Source organism: Marinobacterium weihaiense, assembly GCF_019061305.1.
Lineage (GTDB): Bacteria > Pseudomonadota > Gammaproteobacteria > Pseudomonadales > Balneatricaceae > Marinobacterium > Marinobacterium weihaiense.
The window spans coordinates 1-21,840 of sequence record NZ_JAHQZT010000010.1; the positions used below are offsets into that span (position 1 = coordinate 1).

General features: G+C 59.3%; 27 protein-coding genes and 1 tRNA gene. 9 read left to right on the top strand and 19 right to left on the bottom strand.

Annotation, left to right across the window (positions count from 1 at the left end; translation table 11 throughout):
- Positions 1-116 precede the first annotated feature (116 nt).
- Positions 117-193, bottom strand: a tRNA-Asp gene (locus KTN04_RS09405).
- 213 nt (positions 194-406) lie between these two features.
- Here KTN04_RS09405 and syd point away from each other — a divergent pair.
- Positions 407-958 carry a SecY-interacting protein gene (gene syd / locus KTN04_RS09410; protein ID WP_217334975.1) on the top strand — a complete coding sequence of 184 codons (552 nt, stop codon included), beginning with the start codon at positions 407-409 and terminating at the stop codon, positions 956-958.
- Between the two features lie 3 nt (positions 959-961).
- On the opposite strand, the gene KTN04_RS09415 is transcribed toward syd, so the two are convergent.
- Positions 962-1,630: a DNA-3-methyladenine glycosylase I gene (locus KTN04_RS09415; protein ID WP_328515978.1), complete on the bottom strand. Its 669-nt coding sequence runs from the start codon at positions 1,628-1,630 to the stop codon at positions 962-964.
- 197 nt (positions 1,631-1,827) lie between these two features.
- On the opposite strand from KTN04_RS09415, the gene KTN04_RS09420 reads away from it, so the two are divergent.
- Positions 1,828-3,042, top strand: a complete 1,215-nt coding sequence (locus tag KTN04_RS09420; protein ID WP_217334976.1) for a pyridoxal phosphate-dependent aminotransferase — start codon at positions 1,828-1,830, stop codon at positions 3,040-3,042.
- 96 nt (positions 3,043-3,138) lie between these two features.
- Positions 3,139-3,507 carry a hypothetical protein gene (locus KTN04_RS09425; protein WP_217334977.1) on the top strand — a complete coding sequence of 123 codons (369 nt, stop codon included), beginning with the start codon at positions 3,139-3,141 and terminating at the stop codon, positions 3,505-3,507.
- Here the strand turns inward: KTN04_RS09425 and KTN04_RS09430 are convergent, their stop codons facing one another.
- Complete coding sequence (locus tag KTN04_RS09430) at positions 3,508-3,984, bottom strand: 3'-5' exonuclease (RefSeq protein WP_217334978.1); 477 nt, start codon at positions 3,982-3,984, stop codon at positions 3,508-3,510. It lies immediately after the preceding gene.
- A complete protein-coding gene (locus KTN04_RS09435; RefSeq protein ID WP_217334979.1) occupies positions 3,981-4,895 on the bottom strand; it encodes a class I SAM-dependent methyltransferase in 915 nt (304 codons plus the stop codon). The genes KTN04_RS09430 and KTN04_RS09435 overlap by 4 nt, the downstream gene beginning before the upstream one ends.
- A 126-nt stretch (positions 4,896-5,021) precedes the next feature.
- On the opposite strand from KTN04_RS09435, the gene htpX reads away from it, so the two are divergent.
- The gene (gene htpX, locus KTN04_RS09440) at positions 5,022-5,912 is read left to right on the top strand and encodes a protease HtpX (RefSeq protein WP_217334980.1); all 891 of its coding nucleotides are present in this window, start codon (positions 5,022-5,024) and stop codon (positions 5,910-5,912) included.
- A gap of 39 nt (positions 5,913-5,951) precedes the next feature.
- Here htpX and KTN04_RS09445 read toward each other — a convergent pair whose 3' ends face one another.
- Genes KTN04_RS09445 through pdxB form a run of 3 tightly spaced genes read right to left on the bottom strand, consistent with a single transcriptional unit; the run spans position 5,952 to position 8,972 of the window.
- The gene (locus KTN04_RS09445) at positions 5,952-7,100 is read right to left on the bottom strand and encodes an ATP-NAD kinase family protein (protein ID WP_217334981.1); all 1,149 of its coding nucleotides are present in this window, start codon (positions 7,098-7,100) and stop codon (positions 5,952-5,954) included.
- On the bottom strand, positions 7,097-7,816 hold the full coding sequence (locus tag KTN04_RS09450; RefSeq protein WP_217334982.1) for a PilZ domain-containing protein: 720 nt from the start codon (positions 7,814-7,816) through the stop codon (positions 7,097-7,099). Before KTN04_RS09450 ends, KTN04_RS09445 begins: the two co-directional genes overlap by 4 nt.
- Positions 7,809-8,972, bottom strand: a complete 1,164-nt coding sequence (gene pdxB / locus KTN04_RS09455; protein WP_217334983.1) for a 4-phosphoerythronate dehydrogenase PdxB — start codon at positions 8,970-8,972, stop codon at positions 7,809-7,811. The genes KTN04_RS09450 and pdxB overlap by 8 nt, the downstream gene beginning before the upstream one ends.
- A gap of 118 nt (positions 8,973-9,090) precedes the next feature.
- On the opposite strand from pdxB, the gene KTN04_RS09460 reads away from it, so the two are divergent.
- Both KTN04_RS09460 and trpB read left to right on the top strand, forming a co-directional pair.
- Positions 9,091-9,330, top strand: a complete 240-nt coding sequence (locus KTN04_RS09460; protein WP_328515979.1) for a hypothetical protein — start codon at positions 9,091-9,093, stop codon at positions 9,328-9,330.
- Positions 9,331-9,465: 135 nt separating this feature from the next.
- Positions 9,466-10,668 (top strand): tryptophan synthase subunit beta, encoded by a 1,203-nt coding sequence (gene trpB / locus KTN04_RS09465; RefSeq protein ID WP_217334985.1) that lies wholly within the window; start codon positions 9,466-9,468, stop codon positions 10,666-10,668.
- 49 nt (positions 10,669-10,717) lie between these two features.
- Here trpB and KTN04_RS09470 read toward each other — a convergent pair whose 3' ends face one another.
- Positions 10,718-11,212 carry a hypothetical protein gene (locus KTN04_RS09470; protein WP_217334986.1) on the bottom strand — a complete coding sequence of 165 codons (495 nt, stop codon included), beginning with the start codon at positions 11,210-11,212 and terminating at the stop codon, positions 10,718-10,720.
- Between the two features lie 148 nt (positions 11,213-11,360).
- Positions 11,361-12,212 carry a diguanylate cyclase domain-containing protein gene (locus KTN04_RS09475; RefSeq protein WP_217334987.1) on the bottom strand — a complete coding sequence of 284 codons (852 nt, stop codon included), beginning with the start codon at positions 12,210-12,212 and terminating at the stop codon, positions 11,361-11,363.
- Positions 12,213-12,408: 196 nt separating this feature from the next.
- Here KTN04_RS09475 and KTN04_RS09480 point away from each other — a divergent pair, with 196 nt between their 5' ends.
- The 3 genes from KTN04_RS09480 to KTN04_RS09490 are packed head-to-tail and all read left to right on the top strand — an operon-like array spanning position 12,409 to position 13,929.
- Entirely contained in the window at positions 12,409-12,846 is a 438-nt protein-coding gene (locus tag KTN04_RS09480; protein WP_217334988.1) for a hypothetical protein, read from the top strand.
- On the top strand, positions 12,843-13,460 hold the full coding sequence (locus tag KTN04_RS09485; RefSeq protein WP_217334989.1) for an SCO family protein: 618 nt from the start codon (positions 12,843-12,845) through the stop codon (positions 13,458-13,460). Before KTN04_RS09480 ends, KTN04_RS09485 begins: the two co-directional genes overlap by 4 nt.
- Before the next feature lie 10 nt (positions 13,461-13,470).
- A complete protein-coding gene (locus KTN04_RS09490; protein WP_217334990.1) occupies positions 13,471-13,929 on the top strand; it encodes a copper chaperone PCu(A)C in 459 nt (152 codons plus the stop codon).
- 9 nt (positions 13,930-13,938) lie between these two features.
- On the opposite strand, the gene KTN04_RS09495 is transcribed toward KTN04_RS09490, so the two are convergent.
- From KTN04_RS09495 to KTN04_RS09540, 10 genes are all read right to left on the bottom strand, one after another.
- The gene (locus tag KTN04_RS09495; RefSeq protein WP_217334991.1) at positions 13,939-14,472 is read right to left on the bottom strand and encodes a hypothetical protein; all 534 of its coding nucleotides are present in this window, start codon (positions 14,470-14,472) and stop codon (positions 13,939-13,941) included.
- Positions 14,465-15,016 carry an elongation factor P hydroxylase gene (locus tag KTN04_RS09500; RefSeq protein WP_217334992.1) on the bottom strand — a complete coding sequence of 184 codons (552 nt, stop codon included), beginning with the start codon at positions 15,014-15,016 and terminating at the stop codon, positions 14,465-14,467. The genes KTN04_RS09495 and KTN04_RS09500 overlap by 8 nt, the downstream gene beginning before the upstream one ends.
- On the bottom strand, positions 15,013-15,777 hold the full coding sequence (locus tag KTN04_RS09505) for a hypothetical protein (RefSeq protein WP_217334993.1): 765 nt from the start codon (positions 15,775-15,777) through the stop codon (positions 15,013-15,015). The genes KTN04_RS09500 and KTN04_RS09505 overlap by 4 nt, the downstream gene beginning before the upstream one ends.
- A gap of 67 nt (positions 15,778-15,844) precedes the next feature.
- Positions 15,845-17,626 (bottom strand): thiosulfohydrolase SoxB, encoded by a 1,782-nt coding sequence (soxB, locus tag KTN04_RS09510; RefSeq protein ID WP_217334994.1) that lies wholly within the window; start codon positions 17,624-17,626, stop codon positions 15,845-15,847.
- A gap of 65 nt (positions 17,627-17,691) precedes the next feature.
- A complete protein-coding gene (locus tag KTN04_RS09515) occupies positions 17,692-18,117 on the bottom strand; it encodes a hypothetical protein (RefSeq protein WP_217334995.1) in 426 nt (141 codons plus the stop codon).
- Positions 18,118-18,128: 11 nt separating this feature from the next.
- Positions 18,129-18,995 (bottom strand): sulfur oxidation c-type cytochrome SoxA, encoded by an 867-nt coding sequence (gene soxA, locus KTN04_RS09520; RefSeq protein ID WP_217334996.1) that lies wholly within the window; start codon positions 18,993-18,995, stop codon positions 18,129-18,131.
- 21 nt (positions 18,996-19,016) lie between these two features.
- The gene (gene soxZ, locus KTN04_RS09525; protein WP_217334997.1) at positions 19,017-19,325 is read right to left on the bottom strand and encodes a thiosulfate oxidation carrier complex protein SoxZ; all 309 of its coding nucleotides are present in this window, start codon (positions 19,323-19,325) and stop codon (positions 19,017-19,019) included.
- A gap of 24 nt (positions 19,326-19,349) precedes the next feature.
- On the bottom strand, positions 19,350-19,811 hold the full coding sequence (soxY, locus tag KTN04_RS09530; protein WP_217334998.1) for a thiosulfate oxidation carrier protein SoxY: 462 nt from the start codon (positions 19,809-19,811) through the stop codon (positions 19,350-19,352).
- Between the two features lie 45 nt (positions 19,812-19,856).
- Positions 19,857-20,216, bottom strand: coding sequence for a sulfur oxidation c-type cytochrome SoxX (gene soxX / locus KTN04_RS09535; RefSeq protein ID WP_217334999.1), 360 nt, complete (start codon positions 20,214-20,216; stop codon positions 19,857-19,859).
- A gap of 220 nt (positions 20,217-20,436) precedes the next feature.
- On the bottom strand, positions 20,437-21,744 hold the full coding sequence (locus tag KTN04_RS09540) for a sigma-54 interaction domain-containing protein (RefSeq protein ID WP_217335000.1): 1,308 nt from the start codon (positions 21,742-21,744) through the stop codon (positions 20,437-20,439).
- Between the last annotated feature and the right edge of the window lie 96 nt (positions 21,745-21,840).

Genomic DNA, 21,840 nt, shown 5'->3' on the forward strand with positions numbered 1-21,840 from the left:
GGCGAAGAGGGGTTCGAACCCCCGACCCTCTGCTTGTAAGGCAGATGCTCTCCCAACTGAGCTATTCGCCCAAAACATGGTGGCTTGTTACGACTTCTCAGCACTTTGAGAAGAAGTGGCGGAACGGACGGGACTCGAACCCGCGACCCCCTGCGTGACAGGCAGGTATTCTAACCAACTGAACTACCGCTCCACTTTTTCAACTCACTGAACACGTTGTTGAGTGCCCCGTGAATGAGGTGCGCATTTTAAGCAGTTTCCTGCCCTTGTCAATCACTTATTTCAAAAGAATTTCGTTTTATTTCAGAGTCGTACAAAGATTAACCAAAGCAGTACAAGGGGTTGCGGCATTTGAAGGCTTGCGCCAGAGTCAGACGTATATTGTAGCAGTGAACAGGCAAACCACATGACGGATACACAAGACGCACTTGATCGATTAATTGATCGCACCCTTCAACACTATGAGGAAGACGCCTATCCACTTATTCCTTACGACCCTGAGTGGCCCAGCCCCTGCTACCGCCACCAGGCAGAGGCCGGAACCGATGTCAGCTGGCAACCGGTGCGCAACATGGACAATAGCGACATGTTCGAGCGCCTGAGCGAGGCGCTGAACATCGACATTCACTCGGACATCATCGAGTACTACACCCGTTACTGGTCCGACCCCCTGCCCTGCTGCCTGCCGGACGGCCGCCGCATCCACCTGCTGTTTGCCTGGAGCCAGCAAGACCTGGAGCGACTTCGGGCCAACCTGATTGGCCACGCGCTGTCCAAGCAAAAACAGAAACGCCCGTTGACGCTGTTCTTCGCCACACTTGAGCCGAATACGGACTACATGCTGAGCATCGACAACCGTGATGGCAGCGTTTGGCTGGAACGCCCGGGCAAGGCGCCAGAACAGCAGCTGTCAACCTCCCTGGCCGAACTGTTCGATACCCTGCAACCGGCGAACTGAATATCAACCAATGCTGTGCGCCAGCAAACGGCTGATCTGACACAAGGGTCTCTCCGACTGCCGGCGCCATTCATTGAACGCAGCCTGAACCTGCCTGAGATCACGTTGCGCCGTGGGACGCTTGTCGATCACACCCTGCGCCTTGAGCGCCGTCACCACATCATCAGTCAGCATGAAAGTATCTTTGCCCAGCATGCGCAAAAAGGATGCCGCCGAGTTACCCCCCAATTGCTTGCCGCGCTTTTTCAACAGCGTCCACAAACCGATGATGTCGTCTTCCGGCCAGTCCGCTAGCATGCGGGCAAAGCTGCCATGTTCGTGTGCAAAATCGACCACCATCATGGCATTTTCCCGCGTCGCCTTAATCTTGCCGAAGTGCCGGATGATCTGGGTGTTCTGCATCAGCTCCTCCAGCATTTCGTCGCTCATTTCCTGAACCGCTTCCGGGTTGAAGCGGTAAAACACCTGCTCGAAGGCCGGCCACTTGGCATCCACCAGCGAATGCTTGAGGCCGGCGCGAAAAATGCGCCGCGTCATCACCGAAAACACGCGGTCATCGGCCAGCGCCGCCAGCTCATCGGCGGTGCGCGGTAAAGGCCCCAGCATATCCTCAAGCAACCATTGCGGATGCAGGTTCAGTGCCTGCGCACAGAGGTCTGACCAGTTTTTCACTTCTTTCTCCTTTTGCCGTTAACCCGGACATGCACCGAAAACGGCACTGGAACGTTGCCGTACCGTGCCGGAGGCAGCATTGTACGCCCTCAGCCATGCGCGTATGATTGGGCACTTCAATTTTGCTGTCCAGTCGATGCCACGCCCGGCCAGTCAAGTACGCCCGTCCGTCGCGCCTGGAGCTCAGGAACGAGAAGATGTCTGTTATTCGCAAATCGAACAAACTGATCAACGTCTGCTACGATATTCGTGGTCCCGTATTGCAGGAAGCCAAGCGTCTTGAGGAAGAGGGCCACCGCATCCTCAAGCTGAACATCGGCAACCCGGCCCCTTGGGGGTTCGAAGCGCCCGAAGAGATCGTTCAGGACGTGATTCTGAACCTCCCCGCCTCACAGGGTTACTGCGACTCCAAGGGTCTGTTTTCAGCACGCAAGGCGGTCATGCAAGAATGCCAGCGCAAGAACATCCGCAACGTAGGCATTGAAGACATCTATATCGGCAACGGCGTGTCCGAGTTGATCGTAATGGCCATGCAGGGTCTGCTCAACGACAACGACGAAATGCTGATCCCGGCACCGGACTACCCGCTGTGGACAGCCGCTGTGAGCCTCGCCGGCGGCAACCCGGTACACTATGTCTGTGACGAGCAGCAGGATTGGTTCCCGGATATCGACGATATTCGCAACAAGATCACGCCCAATACCCGCGGCATCGTCATCATCAACCCGAACAACCCCACTGGCGCCCTGTATCCGGACTCCCTGCTGCTGGAAATCCTGGAAGTGGCGCGCGAACACAAGCTGATCGTGTTCGCGGACGAGATCTACGACAAGATTCTCTATGACGGCGAGCAGCATACATCCCTGGCCTCGCTGGCCGATGACGTGTTGTGCATCACCTTCAACGGCCTGTCCAAGACCTACCGTGCCGCCGGTTTCCGTTCCGGCTGGATGATCATCAGCGGACCGAAACACAAGTCTCGCGACCTGATCGAGGGATACGAGATGCTGTCCAATATGCGCCTATGCTCCAACGTGCCTTCTCAGCACGCGATCCAGACGGCGCTTGGCGGCTACCAGAGCATTAACGAGCTGATTGTACCCGGCGGCCGACTCTACGAGCAGCGCACCCTGGCTTGGGAGATGCTAAACGATATTCCGGGCGTGTCCTGCATCAAGCCCAAAGGCGCCATGTACCTATTCCCGAAACTGGACCCGACGCGTTACCCGATTCGCAATGACGAGAAATTCGCACTGGATCTGCTGCAGCAGCAGAAAGTGCTGGTTGTCCAGGGCAGTGGCTTCAACCACCCGGATACCCAGCACTTCCGCCTGGTGTTCTTGCCTTCTCAGGAAATGCTGGCCGACGCCATCGAGCGCATCGCCACCTTCCTGCGCACTTACGAACAGTAGACCATACCCCCTGACAGCCCCATCCGGGGCTGTCAGCAAAATGTCATGATAGTGACATATACTCTGACGGTACTCATCTACTAACAGAGAGCCACGATGTTTATCAAGATCAAGAAGAACAGCGGCATCCAGATGGAACACAACGGTCTGGAAAAGCGCCGCTTGGTGCCCGTCACCTCCAACTTCCTACTCAACCTGAATCAGGTGGCCGAGATTTCCTTCTATACCATCAAGGAACGCAAGACCCGTTTCGACTTGGAAGGCCACGAGTTCGAACTGCCGCTGCAGACTCGGGTCATTCACCTGCAGATGAGCTATCTCTATGCCACCTACAAGGAAACCATCAACGGCAACAAGGGGCGACTGGTGGAGCGTCAGTACTATAAGTTGTACTTCTCGCCGGAAAACGTCGATACCTACGAAGAACTGCGCAACCTGATCGAGAACCAGGTCGGCAACCTCTGATCAAGCCTCGGTCTGCCGTGCCTGCTCGATGGCCGCTATCAGATCGTCTACGTCCTGCAGCGCTCGATGACGCCGAAACTGGCCGCGGGCAATCTGCTCATAGCGCTCACACTGCTTGGGCGGCAGCACCGTCTCGAGCCCGACCAGCTTGAAGCGGGGCACTACCTTACACGCTTCGAACAGACGCCGCAGCCAGAAGTCATCAAAGGCATGTGCATCACTGACCACACATGCCCCTTCCAGAGCGTGATTGAGCCGACTGCACGCCGCCTCGGCACTGATGCCTTGCTGCTGCAACAGCTCCGGCTCGATACCGTGCAACTCTTCGGCACACTCGTCCCAGTAATCCCATTCCGGCACGCTGTCGGGATTGATCAAAAAGGTATCGCTGCGGCCGGTACGGGTGCACTTCCAGGCAATTTCAATCGGGTAGGAATCCGGTGACAGGCCACTGGCCTCAAGGTCGATACAGATCAAGCATCCGCCCCCTCTCGCTGATAAACCGTCACCTTGAGTCCCTGATGATCACCACACTCGGGGAAATCATCGCCCGCGCCGAAGCTGTCCAGTCGCGCAAAGTCCGGCAGGTTTTCTTCCATCAGTTCCTCAAGAAACTGTCGTGTCTCTCGCGGATCATTATGGCACAGAAGCACGCGGCTTCCCGGCAGCGTCAGCTCCGGCAGACGCCGCAACACCTTGATGTAGTCCTTGACCGCCACGAAACTGCCCGGCTGAAAGCTGGGGGGATCAATCACGACCAGCTCATAGGGGCCGGGGCGACGTATACGGCTCCAAGAACGCAGCAGGTTGACGGCCAGATAGCGTACATCCGCTGCGTCCTGAGCGTTGAGGCGGTGATTGCTTCGCCCGGTTGAAAGCGACCTTGAACTCATATCAACGTTGACGACACATTCGGCCCCGCCGGCCACGGCCGCCACGGAAAAGGCACAGGTGTAGGCAAACAGGTTCAGCACCCGCGCACCCTCGGCATGCTGTCGCACCCAAGCGCGACCGGGGCGCATATCCAGAAACAGCCCCGAATTCTGCACTGCTCGCGCATCCACCTGATAACGCAGCCCGGCTTCAGTGACCACATGCGGGCCGATGACCTCACCGTACAGGCATTCGACCCCGGCATCTGCCTGCTGACCACGCGGCTGCCACACCACCGCTTCAACTTCGGGACGCTGACCGAGCCACTCCACCAGCGGCGCAACCTTGTCCGGGCTGGCCGGCTGGTATACACGAATCACCGCAACCGGCGGCAGCCAGTCAATTACCAGCCACTCGTATCCGGGCACCATGCCACCGCGGCCATGAAACAGCCGCCGACAATCGCCATCGGCTGCCGGCAGTTGCTGAGCCATCCATTTGATGATTGCCTGCATCCATCTGTCCTTCACAAAAAGGTTGGAGTATAACGGCTGCATGTAATTGCAACCAACGCGCATTGAAACTTTCACCAACTGCCCTTATCTAACCAGCAAACCCACTTTCAGGAACCCTGAACGACCATGATGCGAATCGTCCTTTTCCTCGCCACTAACCTGGCAGTGATCCTTGTGGCCAGTCTGACCTTGAGTCTACTGGGTGTTGACCACTACCTCAGCGGCAGCGGCCTCAACCTCACGTCGCTGCTGATTTTCTGTGCTGTGTTCGGCTTTGCCGGCTCCATCATTTCGCTGCTGATGTCGAAGATGATGGCCAAAATGTCCACGGGCACCCAATTGATCGAGCAACCACGCAGCGAAGAAGAGCGCTGGCTGTTGGAAACCGTTGCTGAACTGTCTGAACAGGCCGGCATCAAAATGCCGGACGTCGGCATTTTCCCGGCCCAGCAGGCCAACGCCTTCGCGACCGGCTGGAATAAAAATGATGCACTGGTGGCCGTCAGCGCCGGCCTGCTGCAACGCTTCCGCCCCGAAGAGATCCGTGCCGTACTGGCCCACGAGATCGGTCACGTGGCCAATGGCGACATGGTGACGCTGGCGCTGATTCAGGGCGTGGTAAACACCTTTGTCATGTTCTTTGCGCGCATCGTCGGCTACGCCGTGGATTCCTTCCTGCGCCGCGACGAAGAGGGTGAAGGCGGTGTCGGCATCGGTTTCTACATCACCACCTTCATCTTTGAAATCATCTTTGGCATTCTGGCATCGACCATCGTCGCCTGGTTCTCGCGCCGCCGCGAGTACCGCGCCGATGAAGCCGGTGCACGCCTGGCAAGCCCGCACGCCATGATCGGAGCCCTGGCTCGACTGAAGGCCGAATCAGGCATTCCGGATCAGATGCCCGCGCAAATGACGGCGTTCGGTATCAACAGCCACCTGAAACAGGGACTGATGGAACTGTTCTCAAGCCACCCGCCGCTGGATGATCGCATCGCGGCACTGAAGCAGATGCGCTGATCACTCTGCACAAAAAGGCACCCTCGGGTGCCTTTTTTGTTAGTGCTCGATATCGGGCGCAGCGTCTCCACCCGGCACGGCAATACGGTAGAGTACGGCATCCCGATAGCCGGTGTGCACCTGAATCAGCCCGCTCCAGCTGTGATCCAAATCGGCATCCCCAGAGTCGATGATCAAAGGCCTTCCCCGCAGGGCATTCAGCTTGGTACGGGTCGCCACCACATATAGACTGTCACGTCCGCAGCGCTGCAGCAGCTCGGCACTGAGCTGCTGGTTGCCGCGCCCGATGAGGAGCCCCTGCCCGCCAATCAGCGTAATCACGATGCGCACCGGCCGCCCTTCACACAATGCCAGAAGCTGTGCCGCCGTACAGTCAGCCGCGATAACCTCCTCGTTCAACACCGCATCCACGCCCAGCAGACTGTTCTCCAGTCCCATCTCATGCATGATGGCGGCCACGGTCGAGCCGGACCCCATCAGGTACAGCGTATCCGCCTCCATCTGCTCGATGAAGCCGGCGGCAATGTCGTCCAGCACCAGCGCTTTATCTTCGCGGTTGGCCGCATTTTTCACATGCTGCAGGTAACGGTGTTCGGCAGGCACGCGCATTTCACCGTAGAAGCGGGCTCGCACCTGACCGGCCCTGAAGGCCGCCTCATCGAGATCACGCACCTCCTGCTCGCTGATGGCCACCAGTTCCCCTCGCACCAGCATGGCTACCAGCTCGCCGGCAGCAGCAGGAGTCAAGCTGTAGACGCCCGAGTGAATCTTGACGCCTGCCGGGATACCCAGCACCGGCACCGAATCGCCCAGCATTTCACAAAGATTGCGCGCCGTGCCATCGCCACCGGCAAACAGCAGCAGATCAACCCCCGCGTCTCGCAAAGTCCGGGCCGCACGACAGGTATCCTCGGCCGTGCTGGGCGTGTGTTCCGGCGCACCCAGCACACGGGGCTCAAACCCCATGTCACGGGCAAGGTCCTCACCCATAGCCCCGCCCCAGGTCAGCAGCTCGATCTCCATGCCCTGTAACACAGCAAGCGCCGTGCGCGTCCGCGCCTGCGCGCGCGGCGATGCCCCCAGCGCGAGCGCCTGGCATACGATATCGGCACCGTCGCTGCCCTTGAGCGCCACGCTACCACCCAGGCCTGCCAGCGGATTGATGATCAGTCCCAATCGAAAACTCATACTTCATCGTCCTCCAGCATACCCAGCCCCAACAACTGCTGCTCGTACACGAAGCCGGCCAGCACCAGGCGCGTCTCTTCCTCCAGATCAACAAACTCGACCCCGTGCGAAAACACGTCGATCACGCCACTTTCACTTTGTGTCACGCTACGAAGCAACGCCGGCAACAACAGCAGATGCACCATGCCGGCCACACTGACCCGGGCAGTTACGAATACTTGCTCCCCCGGCTGCCCCAGCGGCCGGGCGCTTTCCAGACGCGCCCCGCTCAGGCTGATGTCGCGGCAGATCGCCGTCTGCGCCACACTGCTGTCCAGCATGACCGGATCATCCGGTTCGACACGCACGCTGAGCACCATGCCGACACGACTGTGACGACGCACCCGACGCAACTCCACCCATTCGGGATATTCCAGATGCCAGTAGCCAAAGGGGCGTGTCTGCACCTGAATCAGTCGCGTTTCAAAGGTGCACAGATAGTTGCCATGCATCATCCGCGCCATGAAGCGCGTCCCTTCATGCAATACGGCCGCGCCGGGCGCCATGCGTGGCTTGCCGACCATCAGGCTCTGGTGTTCTTTGAAGCCCAGCAACGGCACCACGACACGCTGACGCAACGCCCGCACCTCCAAGCGAATTTTTTCGCCACTGGCCAGTCCCAGCTGAGCCAATCGGGCCTGGCGCGGCGCCTCATTCACCGCCGCCAGATCAGTCATCGTTTTCCCCGGTATCGACTGTCGCAAACCCCATGGCCGCCAACCGTTGTGGCGCTTGATCGCTACCGGCTACGCGGACTGTCAGCGTGGCATACTCGCGCCGCTCGGGATATTCGCGACGCAGGCGATCAAACGCCTGACGCTGTTCAGCTTCACCAAGTCCCAGCGTGCGCCGCAGTGCCCGGTCATCCCGGTAGGGGTCATACACCAGTCGCGCCGGTGTCAGCAGATCGTCAGCCGTGGCCAGTGTCAGTGCCGGCACACCAGCGGGGGGCAACACCTGCTCCAGAGGGGTATTGACCGTCCACCCGAGGTACTCGCAGAGGGCACAATACAGCATCCAGGTTCCCCGAATCTTGCCATCCAGCGAATAACCGGCAATGTGAGGCGTCGCGATGGCGCAGCGCCGCGCCAGATCGGGATTAACCCGTGGCTCATGCTCCCAGACATCCAGTACCAGCGTAAGATCGTCACGCTGGCGCGCCAGCGCCAGCAATGCCACGTTGTCAATAACCGGTCCGCGCCCAGCGTTCAGCAGGATCGCCCCCTGTTTGAGCTGCGCCAGGTTGTCGGCATTGAGCAGGTGACGGGTCGGCCAAGCCCCCCCCTCTGTCAGGGGGGTGTGCAGAGCAAGGATATCGGCATCAGCCAACACCTGCTCCAACGGCACGAAGTCACCGCCCTCCCGTGCCTCGCGCGGCGGATCGCAGCAAAGCACCTGTACCCCCATGGCCTGCAAGCGCCGCTGCAGACGTCCGCCCACGTTGCCGACCCCCACGATTCCCACTGTTTTGCTGCACAGGTCAAACCCTTGCTCGGCCGCCAACTGCAATAGACTGCTGAGCACATATTCCACCACGCCATCGGCGTTGCAGCCCGGCGCACTGCTGAAGGCAATGCCCTGCTGCTCCAGCCAGGCGCGGTCAATATGATCGGTCCCGATGGTGGCCGTGCCCACAAAGCGCACCCGGGAGCCACGCAGCAAGGCTTCATCCACCCGGGTCACCGAGCGCACCAGCAGCACATCCACGCCCTCCAGGTCCGCCCGGCTCAACGTCCGCCCCGGTGCCGTGCGCAGCTCGCCAAAGCGCTCAAACAGAGGGGCTAATGCCGGGATATTCTCGTCCGCGAGGATCGTCAAACGGGGTTCAGTCACGCCAGGTATCCTTAATTCATGCCGAGGGCTTTACAAATGCCGGTGATTCAGGCTCAATCACGCGCCATTATAGAGATATCACCCCTTCGGGTCATTGAACGGTAACGCTTCCTTGGTTGTGCGCTGGCAAAAAAATAACGATTACCTTGTCGTCCGGATCTATCGCGATCTGGTGGGCGATTGGGTCGTGACCCAGTGCTGGGGCAGCAGCGGTGAACCCGGCGCCTACAGCCATACTCTCGTGGACTCCTACAGCGACGCTCTGGAACTGCTGCGTGAAATCGGTCGCGAGCAGCGTCAGCGCGGTTTTCGTCGCAAACAAAGCCGTGAGGAACAGCTGGGCTTTGATTTCAGCTGAGTTTTTCTCCCCTGTCGCTTGGCACTCCCGTTACAGCGCTTTATAGTCACTTACCCTCGGATTTCGTTGCCGTTTCATGGCGATACGCCTGGATGGCCGCTTACGATTGCAAGCGACGTACACAGTGGAGTGAGTATGAGCAAATTTGATTTTTCCCCGATGCCCGACGCCAACGGCTACTTCGGTGAATATGGCGGCCAGCAGATTCCGCCGGAACTGAAAGCGGTCATGGACGAGATCAACCAGGCGTATGAAGAAATTCGCCAGATGCCGGAGTTCAAGCAGGAACTCGCCGACCTCTTTGCCGATTACGTAGGCCGTCCAAGCCCGATTTTTTACGCCCGCCGTCTGAGTGAAAAGCTGGGCGGTGCACGCATCTATCTCAAGCGCGAAGACCTTAACCACACTGGTGCTCACAAGATCAACCACTGCCTGGGCGAAGCCCTGCTGGCCAAGTACATGGGTAAGACCAAGGTGATCGCCGAAACCGGTGCCGGACAGCACGGCGTTGCCCTGGCGACAGCCTGTGCACTGGTGGGCATCCCCTGTGAAATCCATATGGGTCAGGTCGACATCGAAAAAGAGCATCCGAACGTGGTCAAGATGAAGATCCTCGGGTGTGATCTGATCCCGGTGACACGCGGCACCGCTACCCTAAAGGATGCCGTCGACAGCGCCTTCGACGAATATCTGAAGGACCCTCAGAATTTCATCTATGCCATCGGTTCCGTGGTCGGCCCGCACCCCTTCCCGAAAATGGTACGCGACTTCCAGAGCATTATCGGCACGGAAGCTCGTCGCCAGTTCCAGGAGCGCGAAGGTAAGCTCCCGGACTACGTCACCGCCTGTGTCGGCGGCGGCTCCAACGCCATGGGCATGTTCACGGCCTTCCTGGAAGACGATAATGTCGGCCTGGTAGGGGTTGAGCCGGCCGGCCTGGGCCTCGATACCCAGAAGCACTCGGCCACCATGTCACTGGGGCACCCGGGCGAGCTGCACGGCATGAAATGCTACGTACTGGAACAGGCCGACGGCACACCCATGCCGGTTCATTCGATTGCCTCCGGTCTGGACTACCCAGGCGTGGGCCCTCAGCATAGCTATCTAAAGGATTTGGGCCGCGTACAGTATGCCAGCGCTACGGATCAGGAATGTCTGGATGCCTTCATGACGCTGTCTCGCGTTGAAGGCATTATCCCGGCGCTGGAAAGCTCCCACGCCGTCGCCTGGGCTATGCGCACCGCCCCCACCCTCAGCCGGGATCAGACCATTCTGATCAACCTTTCCGGCCGAGGCGACAAAGATTCGGATTACGTCGCCGAAAAACTGGGGCTGTAAACCTGTTGCTACCCTGCACCCCAGCCGGGTGGCACACAACCCTGCACCGTCAGTTAGTACCGCTGACGGTGCCATTTTCCAGATAGACGTAATCCGCTTTCGCCGCATCCTTTTCTCGATAGACCCACTGCTCGGTCGCACCGGAGCGACTGGTCGAGCGATTGACCTCGGTTGGCTGCCCCCAGGCTCGGCGCACCTGGTCTTCCGTCATGCCGACAATGACTTGTCGACGCTGAATGGCACGCTCTATTTTTTCACGCCACTGTCGCCGCTGACTGGCCTCGTCAGCCATCCGGTCCCGATAATCACGATCCTGCTGACGCCGCGCTTTCAAGGTTTGCAGATAATCGCCTACGCCGGTATTCATGCGTGGCCCATCACCGGTGGCCGCTGGCGTTATCTGCAACTCCATGGGGGCATCACCCACCGCGCAAGGGGTGCTTTGAAATATGCGACGATCATTGACTTCACAGGTATAGACCTGTGCCATGGCTGACACAGAACCCAAACCGCTGACCAGAACGGTCATCAGAATTCCCTTCATGCTCAAGCCTCCTTTCCTGATGGCATGTGGAGTGAGCAGTCTAGACGCTGACCAGGGGTTATGCCATGAAAGCAAACTGCCGTCTCAAACGACGGTTGACGAAGGGATTGGCTGCCATCCTTGGCAGCAGTAGAAGCGTCATGCCAAATCAGGCATGGCAAAGCGGCATGTCGGTCATAATGGCACGCTGCATCGCCTGCAGCGCAAGGTCGACTAGTTCGTGGGGCTCTTCCCCATCGTCGGGGCTGATGGCCGCCCCGATATGTACGGAGGGTGCTGCCATGTCTGCCGGTTGTGTCTGTACCAGTGCCGCGGAAAGTTTTTCGGCCACGACCTGAATGGCATCCGGACAGTCGACTTGTTCGATCACCAGCAGATAGGCTCCGGAGTCCAAGCGTGCCAGAGTATCTCCCTGACGGATATTCTGCTGCAGTGCCTGCGACATGCTTGTCAACGCCAGAGAGTAACCGCTTTCTGTCATCCCCGTGCCACTGATCTGGAGCGCCATGAAGGCCACATATTCATCCGCTCGCTGCGCCCGCTGCAGGGAATGCTTGATACGCGCCAAAGTCTCGGGCGCTGTCGCCGGCAGTAACTGATCCGGCGTCTCGACACTGAGCGGGTGCTGCAAACGAAACAGGGGTGTCATGTCACGCCCGGTAATCAGCAGGGTTTCGACACAGCCTTCTGTATCCTGACCGGACATGGCACTGAATCGAATCAGGCGCGCCCCCACATCGGGCACTTCCACCCAGGTTTCCACGCCCTCCCCCGGCTCGGTCACCATGACTTCGCGCAAAGCTGACAGTGGATAGGCTTTGCCCACCAGGGCTTCGCGAGGCTTATCCAGTAACCGGGCAAACGCCAGATTGCACCAGGCACAGGTACCATCAAGCCGCAGCACCACCACCAACTCATCCAGGCCATCCATCAATTGCATCAGGTGCCGGTTTGAAACGACTTTTTCCCACTCTGTCGGCATCGCGCTGTGTTCAATCATTACCACTGATCTCTACTGTTGCTATTCGCTGTCACCCAAGATAGCGAATCCTTTGACGGCATGCCAGGCAAACTCGACTCTGGCATGATCTGGTGCGACAATTTGTCACTTTAGCCTGCCTTCTTTCCTGCATAGACTAATGCCGATGTCACCCGAATCTGAAGTTACACCTACCCCGAGCTCACGCACGGGACTGTTGAAAATAGTATTGCTGGCGCTGCTACTGATCATTGTCCTGGCCGCCGCACTGACTTCACAGGACCTGCTGACGCAAGAGGTCGGGGCTACACGACATGCGTGTGACCTGCAGCAAGGCCCCTGCACGGTCGAGCTTGAGGATAGCCGCTTGACCCTTGAAGCTGGGCCGCGCCCACTGCGTTCACTGACACCCATAACGATCAGTGTCAGCATAGAAGGTCATCAGCCAGACCGGGTTAACGCACGACTGCAAGGGGCCGAGATGTACATGGGCATCAACGAATTTACTCTGTCACCCACTGCTGCACCCGGACACTGGCAAGGTAAAACGGAACTGGCGGTTTGCACGACCGGCACAATGCTGTGGCAGCTGCAAATCGACATCAGCGATATGACCGGTTCACAACAGCATTTGTTCGAGTTTGAGGCGCGATGAAGACACAACTCAAAACACTCAAAATTCTGCTTTTACTGACAGCCTGTCTGCTGGCAGGCCTGGCCGTTGCCTTCATGCTGAGACCCGAGCCGGTTGAAACGCGCTTGGCCATGGGTGACAGCAGCTTGGGCGGCGACTTCACGCTGATGTCAGCCAATGGACCGGTGTCGTTGTCCGACTTTCGCGGCAAAGTCAGTGTGCTTTACATCGGCTATGCCTCCTGCCCGGATGTCTGCCCGACCGCACTGGCCATACTGACACAGTCACTGAAGCAGCTTTCCCCGGCGGAGCGTGAGCAGGTGCAAGGCATTTTCATCAGCGTCGATCCGGAACGGGATACCCCCGAAAAACTGGCCGACTATACCGCTTTTTTCTCGCCCAGCATTCTGGGAGTCACCGGCAGCCGCGAACAGATCGATCAGGTCGTCCGCCAGTATGGCGCCTTTTATCGCATGGTCGAGCTCAAGGACTCCGCCATGGGCTACGCCGTTGATCATTCTTCACGGCTGTATCTGGTTGACCGCAACGGTCAGCTGGTCGATACGCTGCTGCACAACGCAACACCACACGCATTGACCGATCGCCTTCAGGCCATGCTTCACTCTCAGGGATAAGGATCATATGATGAACAAGTCTTTTGCTTCACTGCTGACAGGCTGCCTGCTAAGCAGCTCCGTGTTCGCAGCCGATGTTCAAGTGGATGCGGCGCATGCACGTGCCACTGCACCCGGACAGCCCAACAGCGCGGTGTTCATGCAGCTGACCAACACCGGTAATGACACTGCAATCACCGGTGCCAGCAGCTCAGCGGCCAAGGTGGCCGAGCTGCATACCCACATGCATGACCAGGGTGTGATGCGCATGCGCCGTATCGATGCCATCGAGCTGCCGGCGGCGAAAGCCGTCACCCTGCAGCCCGGCGGGCTCCACATCATGCTGATCGGACTGGACGCCCCTCTGCAGGCCGGCTCACATATCGATCTGACACTGGAGTTTGCCGATGGCACCTCTGAGCAGTTTGAGGTACCGGTCAAGCAGGTGATGCCTGCGGGCATGCAGCACGGCAAGGGCATGCAGCACTAAGCGAAATACTCAGCACATCTTGCAGCCACGCAGACGCCCGTCGAAGTGGCTGTAAATGGCCAGGCAGGCCTCTTTCTCCGGCAACACACCCAAGCCCTGGCTGTTATAGCGATCAACATAGAGCATGGCGCGCAGACAGACATTTTTGCTGTCGATTTCCACCTGGTACGACTTGAAGCCGACCCGGTACAACCCCTGATACAGGGGATAGACCAGCCGACCCTGGTCAATGAATACCGCTTCACCCGCTTGATCCGTTTGCTCCAGTGCAGGCACGTTCAACGGATTGGCATTATGCAGCGCCAGAAAGAGGTCAGCCTGATCCGGGGTATCGAACACGCCCAGCACCCATACTCGCCCTGCGAACATGGCATAGAGATACACGAAACGCTCGTCCTGCCGGTACAGCGTCAGACGCTGATAGTGCCAGCCGTCATAGTCGCACTGCGATAGCGATTCCAGCCGGTCGCCATCGGGCAGTTCAACCGGCCCCGGCGGGGATACGTCCCGCCAAGGCGTTGCCAGTATGCTGAGGTTACGCACAAGCAGCCTCCGACGTATTTAGACTGAACTGGTCAGGGTGTAACGCCGGCGTACCGTACTGCTGCTGCAGCGCTTCGACTAGCATCTGCACCCGGGGCGGCAAGCCGTCGGCCAGCAGTTGCCGTACCCGCTGGAGCACGTTCTGCTTGAAGGCATCGCTTGCCCCCAGCCCGGCCGACAGGTTATCGGCGCTGAAATGGAAGCGCCGCCCGGCCGCCTGATTGAGGATCCATTCGTATGCCTGCGGCTTGACCTCCACCCGCTCAAACTCGGCCTGCTCCTCAGCCGTGCGGCCGTCAGGCTTGTACCAGTAGCCGAAGTCCTCCCGCAATCGACGCTCCGGCCCCGCTACGCACCAGTGCGCAATTTCGTGCAGCGCGCTGGCATAGAAGCCATGGGCAAAGATAATGCGGTGATGCGCATGCTCGGCATCCGCTGGCAGATAGATCGGTTCGTCATCACCGGCAACCAGCACGGTATTGTAGGTTGGCAGGAACAACCGATTGAACAGGTCGATCAGAGGTTGATAGTCGGGCATGCTCATTGTTCGTACTCCTGCCAGCGGTTGTCGTTCAACCACCAGCTCTGGCCGGTCTGCTCGTCCATGCGCACCGCAACATAACCCTTGGTGTCCTTGTCGGCACGGTGGAGCAGCACACGGTAGGTCGAGGGCTCAAGGTAATCAACATCACCGAGCAAACGCCAGCTGCCGGCATCGGCCAGCCAGGTTGCACCACTGAAGCGATCATACTTGAGCAGGATCCAGGCTCCGTCGCGGGTGTAGGTGGTGGTCAGCGCAAACTGCCCGCCGCCCTCGACCGGCGCATCCATCTGGTTCATGACCTGCATCAGCTGGCCGATGGCAGCATCCAGTTGTTCGGTCGCGCCAGCGCTGTCCCCCAGCTGATCGGAGGCATCCTCCTCGCTGCCGGATTGCCGGTCCGCCGCCGGCGAAGTCAGCAGCTGCATGCGATTGAGCAGCATGCGGTTCTGCTCCAGCAACTGACCACTCTGAGTGCGCAACTGCAGTACCTGCTCCTGCAGCAGGGTCAGGCGACCGCTCAGCTGATCGAAGCCGCTTTGTACGGGAGAGGAAGGCGTGACGGAATTCGCTGCGGCGGACGGCTGTTCGCCTGCCGGTGCAGCAGAGTTCCGGCCGGCCGCTGGTCGGGTGTCACCGGCAGACGACGGCTCGGCAGATTCCGCCGCTGACGGAGTCTGCGCCACCGGCTTGTCCGGACTGGCCGCGTTGCAGCCGGCCAGTAGCAGCGCCAACATACCGGCAGAAAGGCGTGACAGGTTCATGCAGGGCCTCTGAAATACGTTAAAAGCGCTATTCTAGCGAATTCAGAGGCCCGGGGAATAGCCGTTCTCAGCCAAGCACTTTGCCGTTATAGCCGGTCAGACCGGCATTGCCGGCAACGCCCTTGAGTACCGGCGTATTGAGGCGATCCACCTGGACCTCCTTGCGATCGCGCAGGTACTCCGCGACCACATCCCAGATCGCCGGCCCTTCGGACTGTGCCCCGACCGTTGCCCAACCGGTCACCTTGTAGGTTTTGTCGGCTTCAATGCGCTCGCCGTTATCCAGTGTCATCTCACTGATCCGTTCGCCGATCTTGCGGTTGGGCTCGCAAACGTAGTCAAAACCGCCCACACGCACCATGTCACCACCGGACTGCAGGTAAGGCTCAGGATTGAACAAGTTGTCGGCCACATCTTCCATGATCAGCTTCAGCTCGGAACCTTTCATGTCACGAACATAGGTTTCCGGATAGGTCAGGCACGTCTGATCCAGCACACGCTCCATGTTGATCATCTGCCCCTTGAGCACCGTGGTGCCCCAGCGGAAACCGGGTGACAGCGAGATCTGTGCATCACCCACTTCGCGCAGGGCATCGCAGATCACCTGGTCAAAGGTGCCGTTGAAGTTGCCCCGACGGAACATAAGGTCGCCCGCCAGTGCCAACTCTTCGTTCAACCAGTCCAGATGAGGCGCCCGAATTTCGTCAATCAGCGCCTGCATGCCGACATCCGCCGGGATCAGTTCGGAAAACACCGGGACCAGGCGGTAGCGATAATCCTGGATCTTACCGTTGCGAATCTCCAGGTCGAGGGTACCGAGGAACTTGCCATTGGAGCCGGCGTTGAACACCAGCGTCTGACCGCCGCTGTTCTTGACCACGGTCGGCGCCGGCATGCCATCATGAGTATGACCGCCCAGAATAACGTCAACACCGGAGACCCGACTCGCCATGGCCAGATCCACATCCATGCCGTTGTGAGACAGCACCACTACGGCATCGACCTTTTCCTCGCTGCGCACCTTATCCACGATGCCCTGCAGGTGACTGTCGTGGATATCAAAGCTCCAGTCCGGTATGAAACGGGCCGGGTTGGCAATTTTGGTGCGCGGGAACGCCTGACCGATCACGGCAATGCGTGCTCCGCCCAGCTCGCGAATACTGTAGGGCTTGAACACCTGCCCATCGAAGTCATCGTAGAGATAGTCGGTATCGCTGGCGAACATGGCATCTTCGGTAATGAACACGTTTTGCGCCAGGAATTCGCCATCGAACGCTTCGATATTGCGCAGGATTTCCGTCTGGTTGTAGGTGAATTCCCAGTGGCCGGTCATGATGTCAACACCCAGCGCATTGCAGGCCTTGACCATATCCATGCCACGGGTCTTGTAGGAGGTACCCGACCCCTGCCAGGTATCACCGCCGTCCAGCAGCAGTGTCTTTTCGCGTCCGAAGCTGTCGCGCAGGCGGTCCGCCAGTGTCTTGAGGTGTGCAAAGCCGCCCACCTTACCGTACTGGTGTGCCGCCTGGTCAAAGTCCAGACAGGTAAAGGCATGCGCCTCAATACTGCCCGGCGCGATGCCGAAATGCTGCAGTAACCGGTCACCGACGAGATGCGGCGCCTTACCGACCGCACTGCCCACGCCGATGTTCACGTTGGGCTCGCGGAAGTACACCGGCAGCAACTGGGCGTGACAGTCGGTCATGTGCAGCAGACGCACATTGCCGAAGGTCGGCACTTCATACAGGTCGGACGGCTGACGACTGGCGGCCTGGCCGCGCACGGGCAGCATACCGGCCACGCCGGCCAGCCCCAGCAGGCGGGCGAATTCACGTCGAGTCATTGACATGGTGTTTACCTTTCGGAAAAAGCATACCCGTCACCGGGCAGTGACGGGCAATCGGTGGGAAATGGTTATTCGGGGACCGCGTTGTGCCAGGTCGCCCGTGAATGCTCGTATTGCTGCAGTGACACGCGGGCCTGATATTTGGCACGGGCCGCCAGGTTCATGGCCTGCTGGAACTGCTCCTGCGCCAGTGCTGCACGTGCCTGCTTGATATATCGCGCCGGGTCACGCCACTCATTGCCGACCTCAGCAGACTGCGCGCGCAGCGCATCCGCACTGTCAATCAGCGCCTGGGCATTGGCCCGGTTCGGCTCGGCCATGGCCTCGAGCTCTTCCGGGTGCAGGGTAGTATACGTTTGGCCTTCAAAGGTGAACTCATGCCCCTTGCCGTACAGGGCACGCTGTTCATTGAACACCTGCTCGAACGTCTGCGCCTGTGCCAGTGTGGCCGTGAGTGCCAGCGCCGCCGCCAGCAGTTTGCCTGTTGTCTTCATCACCGCCTCCATTACTTGCGCGCGCCGGGACCGTTGACCGGTAGCCCATTGCTCATGTAGGTCTGGAAGTACTCCAGCTTGCGAAACTGCTCGTCCTGGGCCGGAATCGGCACGGAGCGTGTATCGCGGTAACAGCCTTCGTAGCGACGATGCAACGTACCAATGTCACCCCACTTGGAACGCACGACCGGGAAGTGGGTCGGGTGGCCCAGCGTCGGGCCCGGCAGGTCAGCCCGGATATAGATACGTGAGCCCTGCAGGTGGCAGTTGGCGCAGGACAGGTTGAGCTGGCCGCGCTTAGTGTAAAAGAACCGCTTGCCGTCCAGGTAAGCCTGGAGTGCGCGCGGGTCGTTTTCGGGGATGTCAATCTCGAACGGTTTGCCACGGGATGTAGATGCCATGTACGCAGAGATCTTGGCAATGTCGCCCCTCTTCCACTTCAGCGGCTGCTCACCGTTTTCTACTCGACACTCGTTGATCTCCTGCTCGAGTGTCTTGACGGTACCTTCTTCGCTGTTCCAGTACGGATATTTCTGGCGAATGCCGATGCCGCCATTTTCGAAACAGTCGGCGTAGCCCTTGCCGTTGGCAAAGGGCGTATTGAACAGCACCTCGCCCTCTTCGAGGTCAAACTCGTAGGGCGGAAACTCCATCAGCGCATCCCACTGCTTGCGCGAGTCGGGATCAATGGCATAAATGCCGTTGACATAGTCCTCCAGCGGCACGCCGGGAAAACGCTTCTGGTAATAGGCCTGTAACGCCAGACGGTCAGCCTCGGGGTCGACCGTTTCCAGCGAAAAACCGGTTTCAGCGGCGCTCGCCAGCGGCGACAGCAGTGACAGCGCGGCACCCAGCAGGCATGTTTTTATTGTCTTCATAACAACTCCTGATACGGGCGCTCAGCGAATGTCTGCCGTTTCCGTACCGGACGCACCGGTATTTTCTTTCCAGCTCAGTTCCAGAGTGTCGCCGGCGGCACCGCCTGCAAAGCTGAACGAGAAGTACGGGTTTTTCGAAACCGCTGGCCCCAGGCTGGCGCCGAACACCAGCTTGCCGTTGTGTCGGGCTTCAATCTCGGCTAGGAACTTGGCCGGGATGACGTTGCCGGACTTGTCCTTGCGCTGACCAGTCTCCATGTTGTGCTTGATCAGCATTTTCACATCAGTACTGTCGCCGCGTGCCTTGGCCTTTACTCGCATGATACCCATAGTTTTTCCTCCAATGCTTCGCTGTTAGCCGCCACAGCCACCGATGGTGACCTTGACCTCTTTGGTCGCGCTGTAAAGTTTACCGTCGGCCTTGACCACGGCGGTTACGTTGGTGGTCTTGCCCATGCGTACACGGGTCGACACATCCGCCGCCGTACCCTCGGGAATGACGAACTGGGCAGCCAGCGGCGCCGGATTGTTCTCGATGAAGATGCTGATAGACTCAACACCGGCCATTTCGGTGCTGACACTGACCGGCACCACGGCGCCGTTTTCGGCAATATCCGGTGCATCCAGCACCACGTCGGCGCTGGCAACGGGCATCTCGCCGCCGAAAAGCGCCTTCATGGCGGTGCCCTGTTCGGTGGCTTCAAAGGCCTTGCTGGCCCAGGCCGCCATGGCAGCACGCGGCAGGAGTACACCCACACCCATAAGCGCACCGCCGGCCAAAACGGCCTTGATCAGGCTGCGACGATTCATACTCATCTGTTCATCCTCTTGTTAAACCGGGCTGTTCCACTCCGGTGTGGGTCAGTACTGGTAAATATATTCCACGACGGCATCGATCTCGTCTTCAGACAGGATCCAGTGCTTGCCGATGGGCGGCATGATGCTGAGTGGATTGGCGACCGTGGCATCCCAAATCTGGGCACGCAGCTTGCGCTTGTCCGGGAAACGCTGCTTCATCGCCACCATCATCGGCCCCTGGTTGCCCGGCAGGTTGGCAACGGGATCATTGATGTTATGGCAAGAGATACAATTGCCACGGGTTTTGTCGTGGTAAATGGCACGCCCTTCCTCGATCAACGCATCCCCGGATGCGGCTGCCACTGGGCCACTCAGCATGAGGGCCACTGCTGCCGCGCTGAGAGCGGTGGTCAGTCTGCGCATAGGATTCCTCCGGCGGGGTCCTCGAGACCCTTATTCTTAAAATGAATATATTTATTCTTTTAAATTACTAAAAGATATATAAGAGATCGCTATTGTACTGACTTTTTCCTGTCATGAAAGTCGTTATCAGCAAATGCTGCGGTCAAGAACGCCGGCCAGGCGTTTTTTGGCTATTGAGGTGCCGGCCCCAGCGCCCATGGCTTGAGACCAGCAGTTCACATCAGGTTTGCAGCTTGCGGTACAGAGTGCGTTCGCTTACGCCCAACAGACGGGCCAGCTCACGCCGCTCGCCCTGAAAACGGCGCACGGCAGATTGCAGGTATTCGGACTCCAACTGCACCAGGGATAGCAGCGGCAGCTGATCGAAGGGGTTTGCCGCGAGCGAACCGCCGGGGGCCGGCTGACCCACTTCGTCCGGCAGATGTTCCGGCTCGATCACGCCATCGTCCGCCAGCAGGATACCCCGCTCCAGCAGGTTGCGCAGTTCACGGATATTGCCGGGAAAATCATGACCGGCCAACCGCTTCAGCGTAGCCGGCGCCAGCGTCACGTCGGCACCACCCGGCAGGCGCTGCAACAAGGAGGCGGCCAGCAGCGGCAGGTCGTCGCGCCGCTCACGCAGAGCCGGCAGGGGAACGGGAAAAGCCGAGATGCGGTAGTACAGGTCCTGGCGGAAGCACCCCTGCGCCACCATCTGACGCAGATTGCGATGGGTCGCACACACCAGTCGGAAATCGGCATGCTGAGGCTCCACACTGCCAACGGGGCGGTAAGTGCCGGTTTCGATCAAACGCAGCAACTTGACCTGCAGAGCGAGGGGCACCTCTCCGATCTCATCCAGAAACAGGGTGCCGCCCCGCGCCGCTTCCACCAGCCCCTTCTTGCGACTGATGGCACCGGTAAACGCGCCCCGCTCGTGCCCGAACAGTTCGCTTTCGAACAGGCTTTCACTCAGCCCCGAACACTCGACGGTGACGAACGCCGATCGCGCCCGCGGACTGCTTTCATGCAGGGCACGCGCCACCAGCTCTTTGCCGGTCCCCGACTCGCCCTGCAGCAGCACGGTGATTTCACTGGGCGCCGCCCGGTGCACCAACGACAGCATGCGGGTAAATGCGGGCGCACGCCCGACCATGCCGCCTTGGTCTGACACCCGGGCACGCGCCTCCCTGACCTGGTGCATAACCTCCAGAAAGCCGACCAGCGTCCCGCGCGCATCGGTCAGGGGTGTCATCTCCACGTCGACGTGCTCATCGCCTTGAGGCGTGTTGTGTACATGCAGCACGCGCTGGCGCTGGCCGCTTTCACGACAGGCCTTGAGCGGACAGGCCTCCCCCGCCTGGTCACAGGGGACGGCATACGCGTGCGACACTTCATAACAATACCGGCCTTCCACTCTGCCTTCCGACGCGTAATAGCGCCGATAGGCACTGTTGGTCGCCAGAATCTCATACCGGGTCGACAGTATGGCCGCGGGCTCCGGTATCGCTTCCAGAATCCGCACCGGGTCAAATTCAGCCTGTTTCATGTCGCCTCCCCGAGTCTTGGTACCCAATGGCAAAACGCCATTAACGTCAGTTCTACTGCCATATATGACATGGCTGCGACACTTTGTCACTGTCGA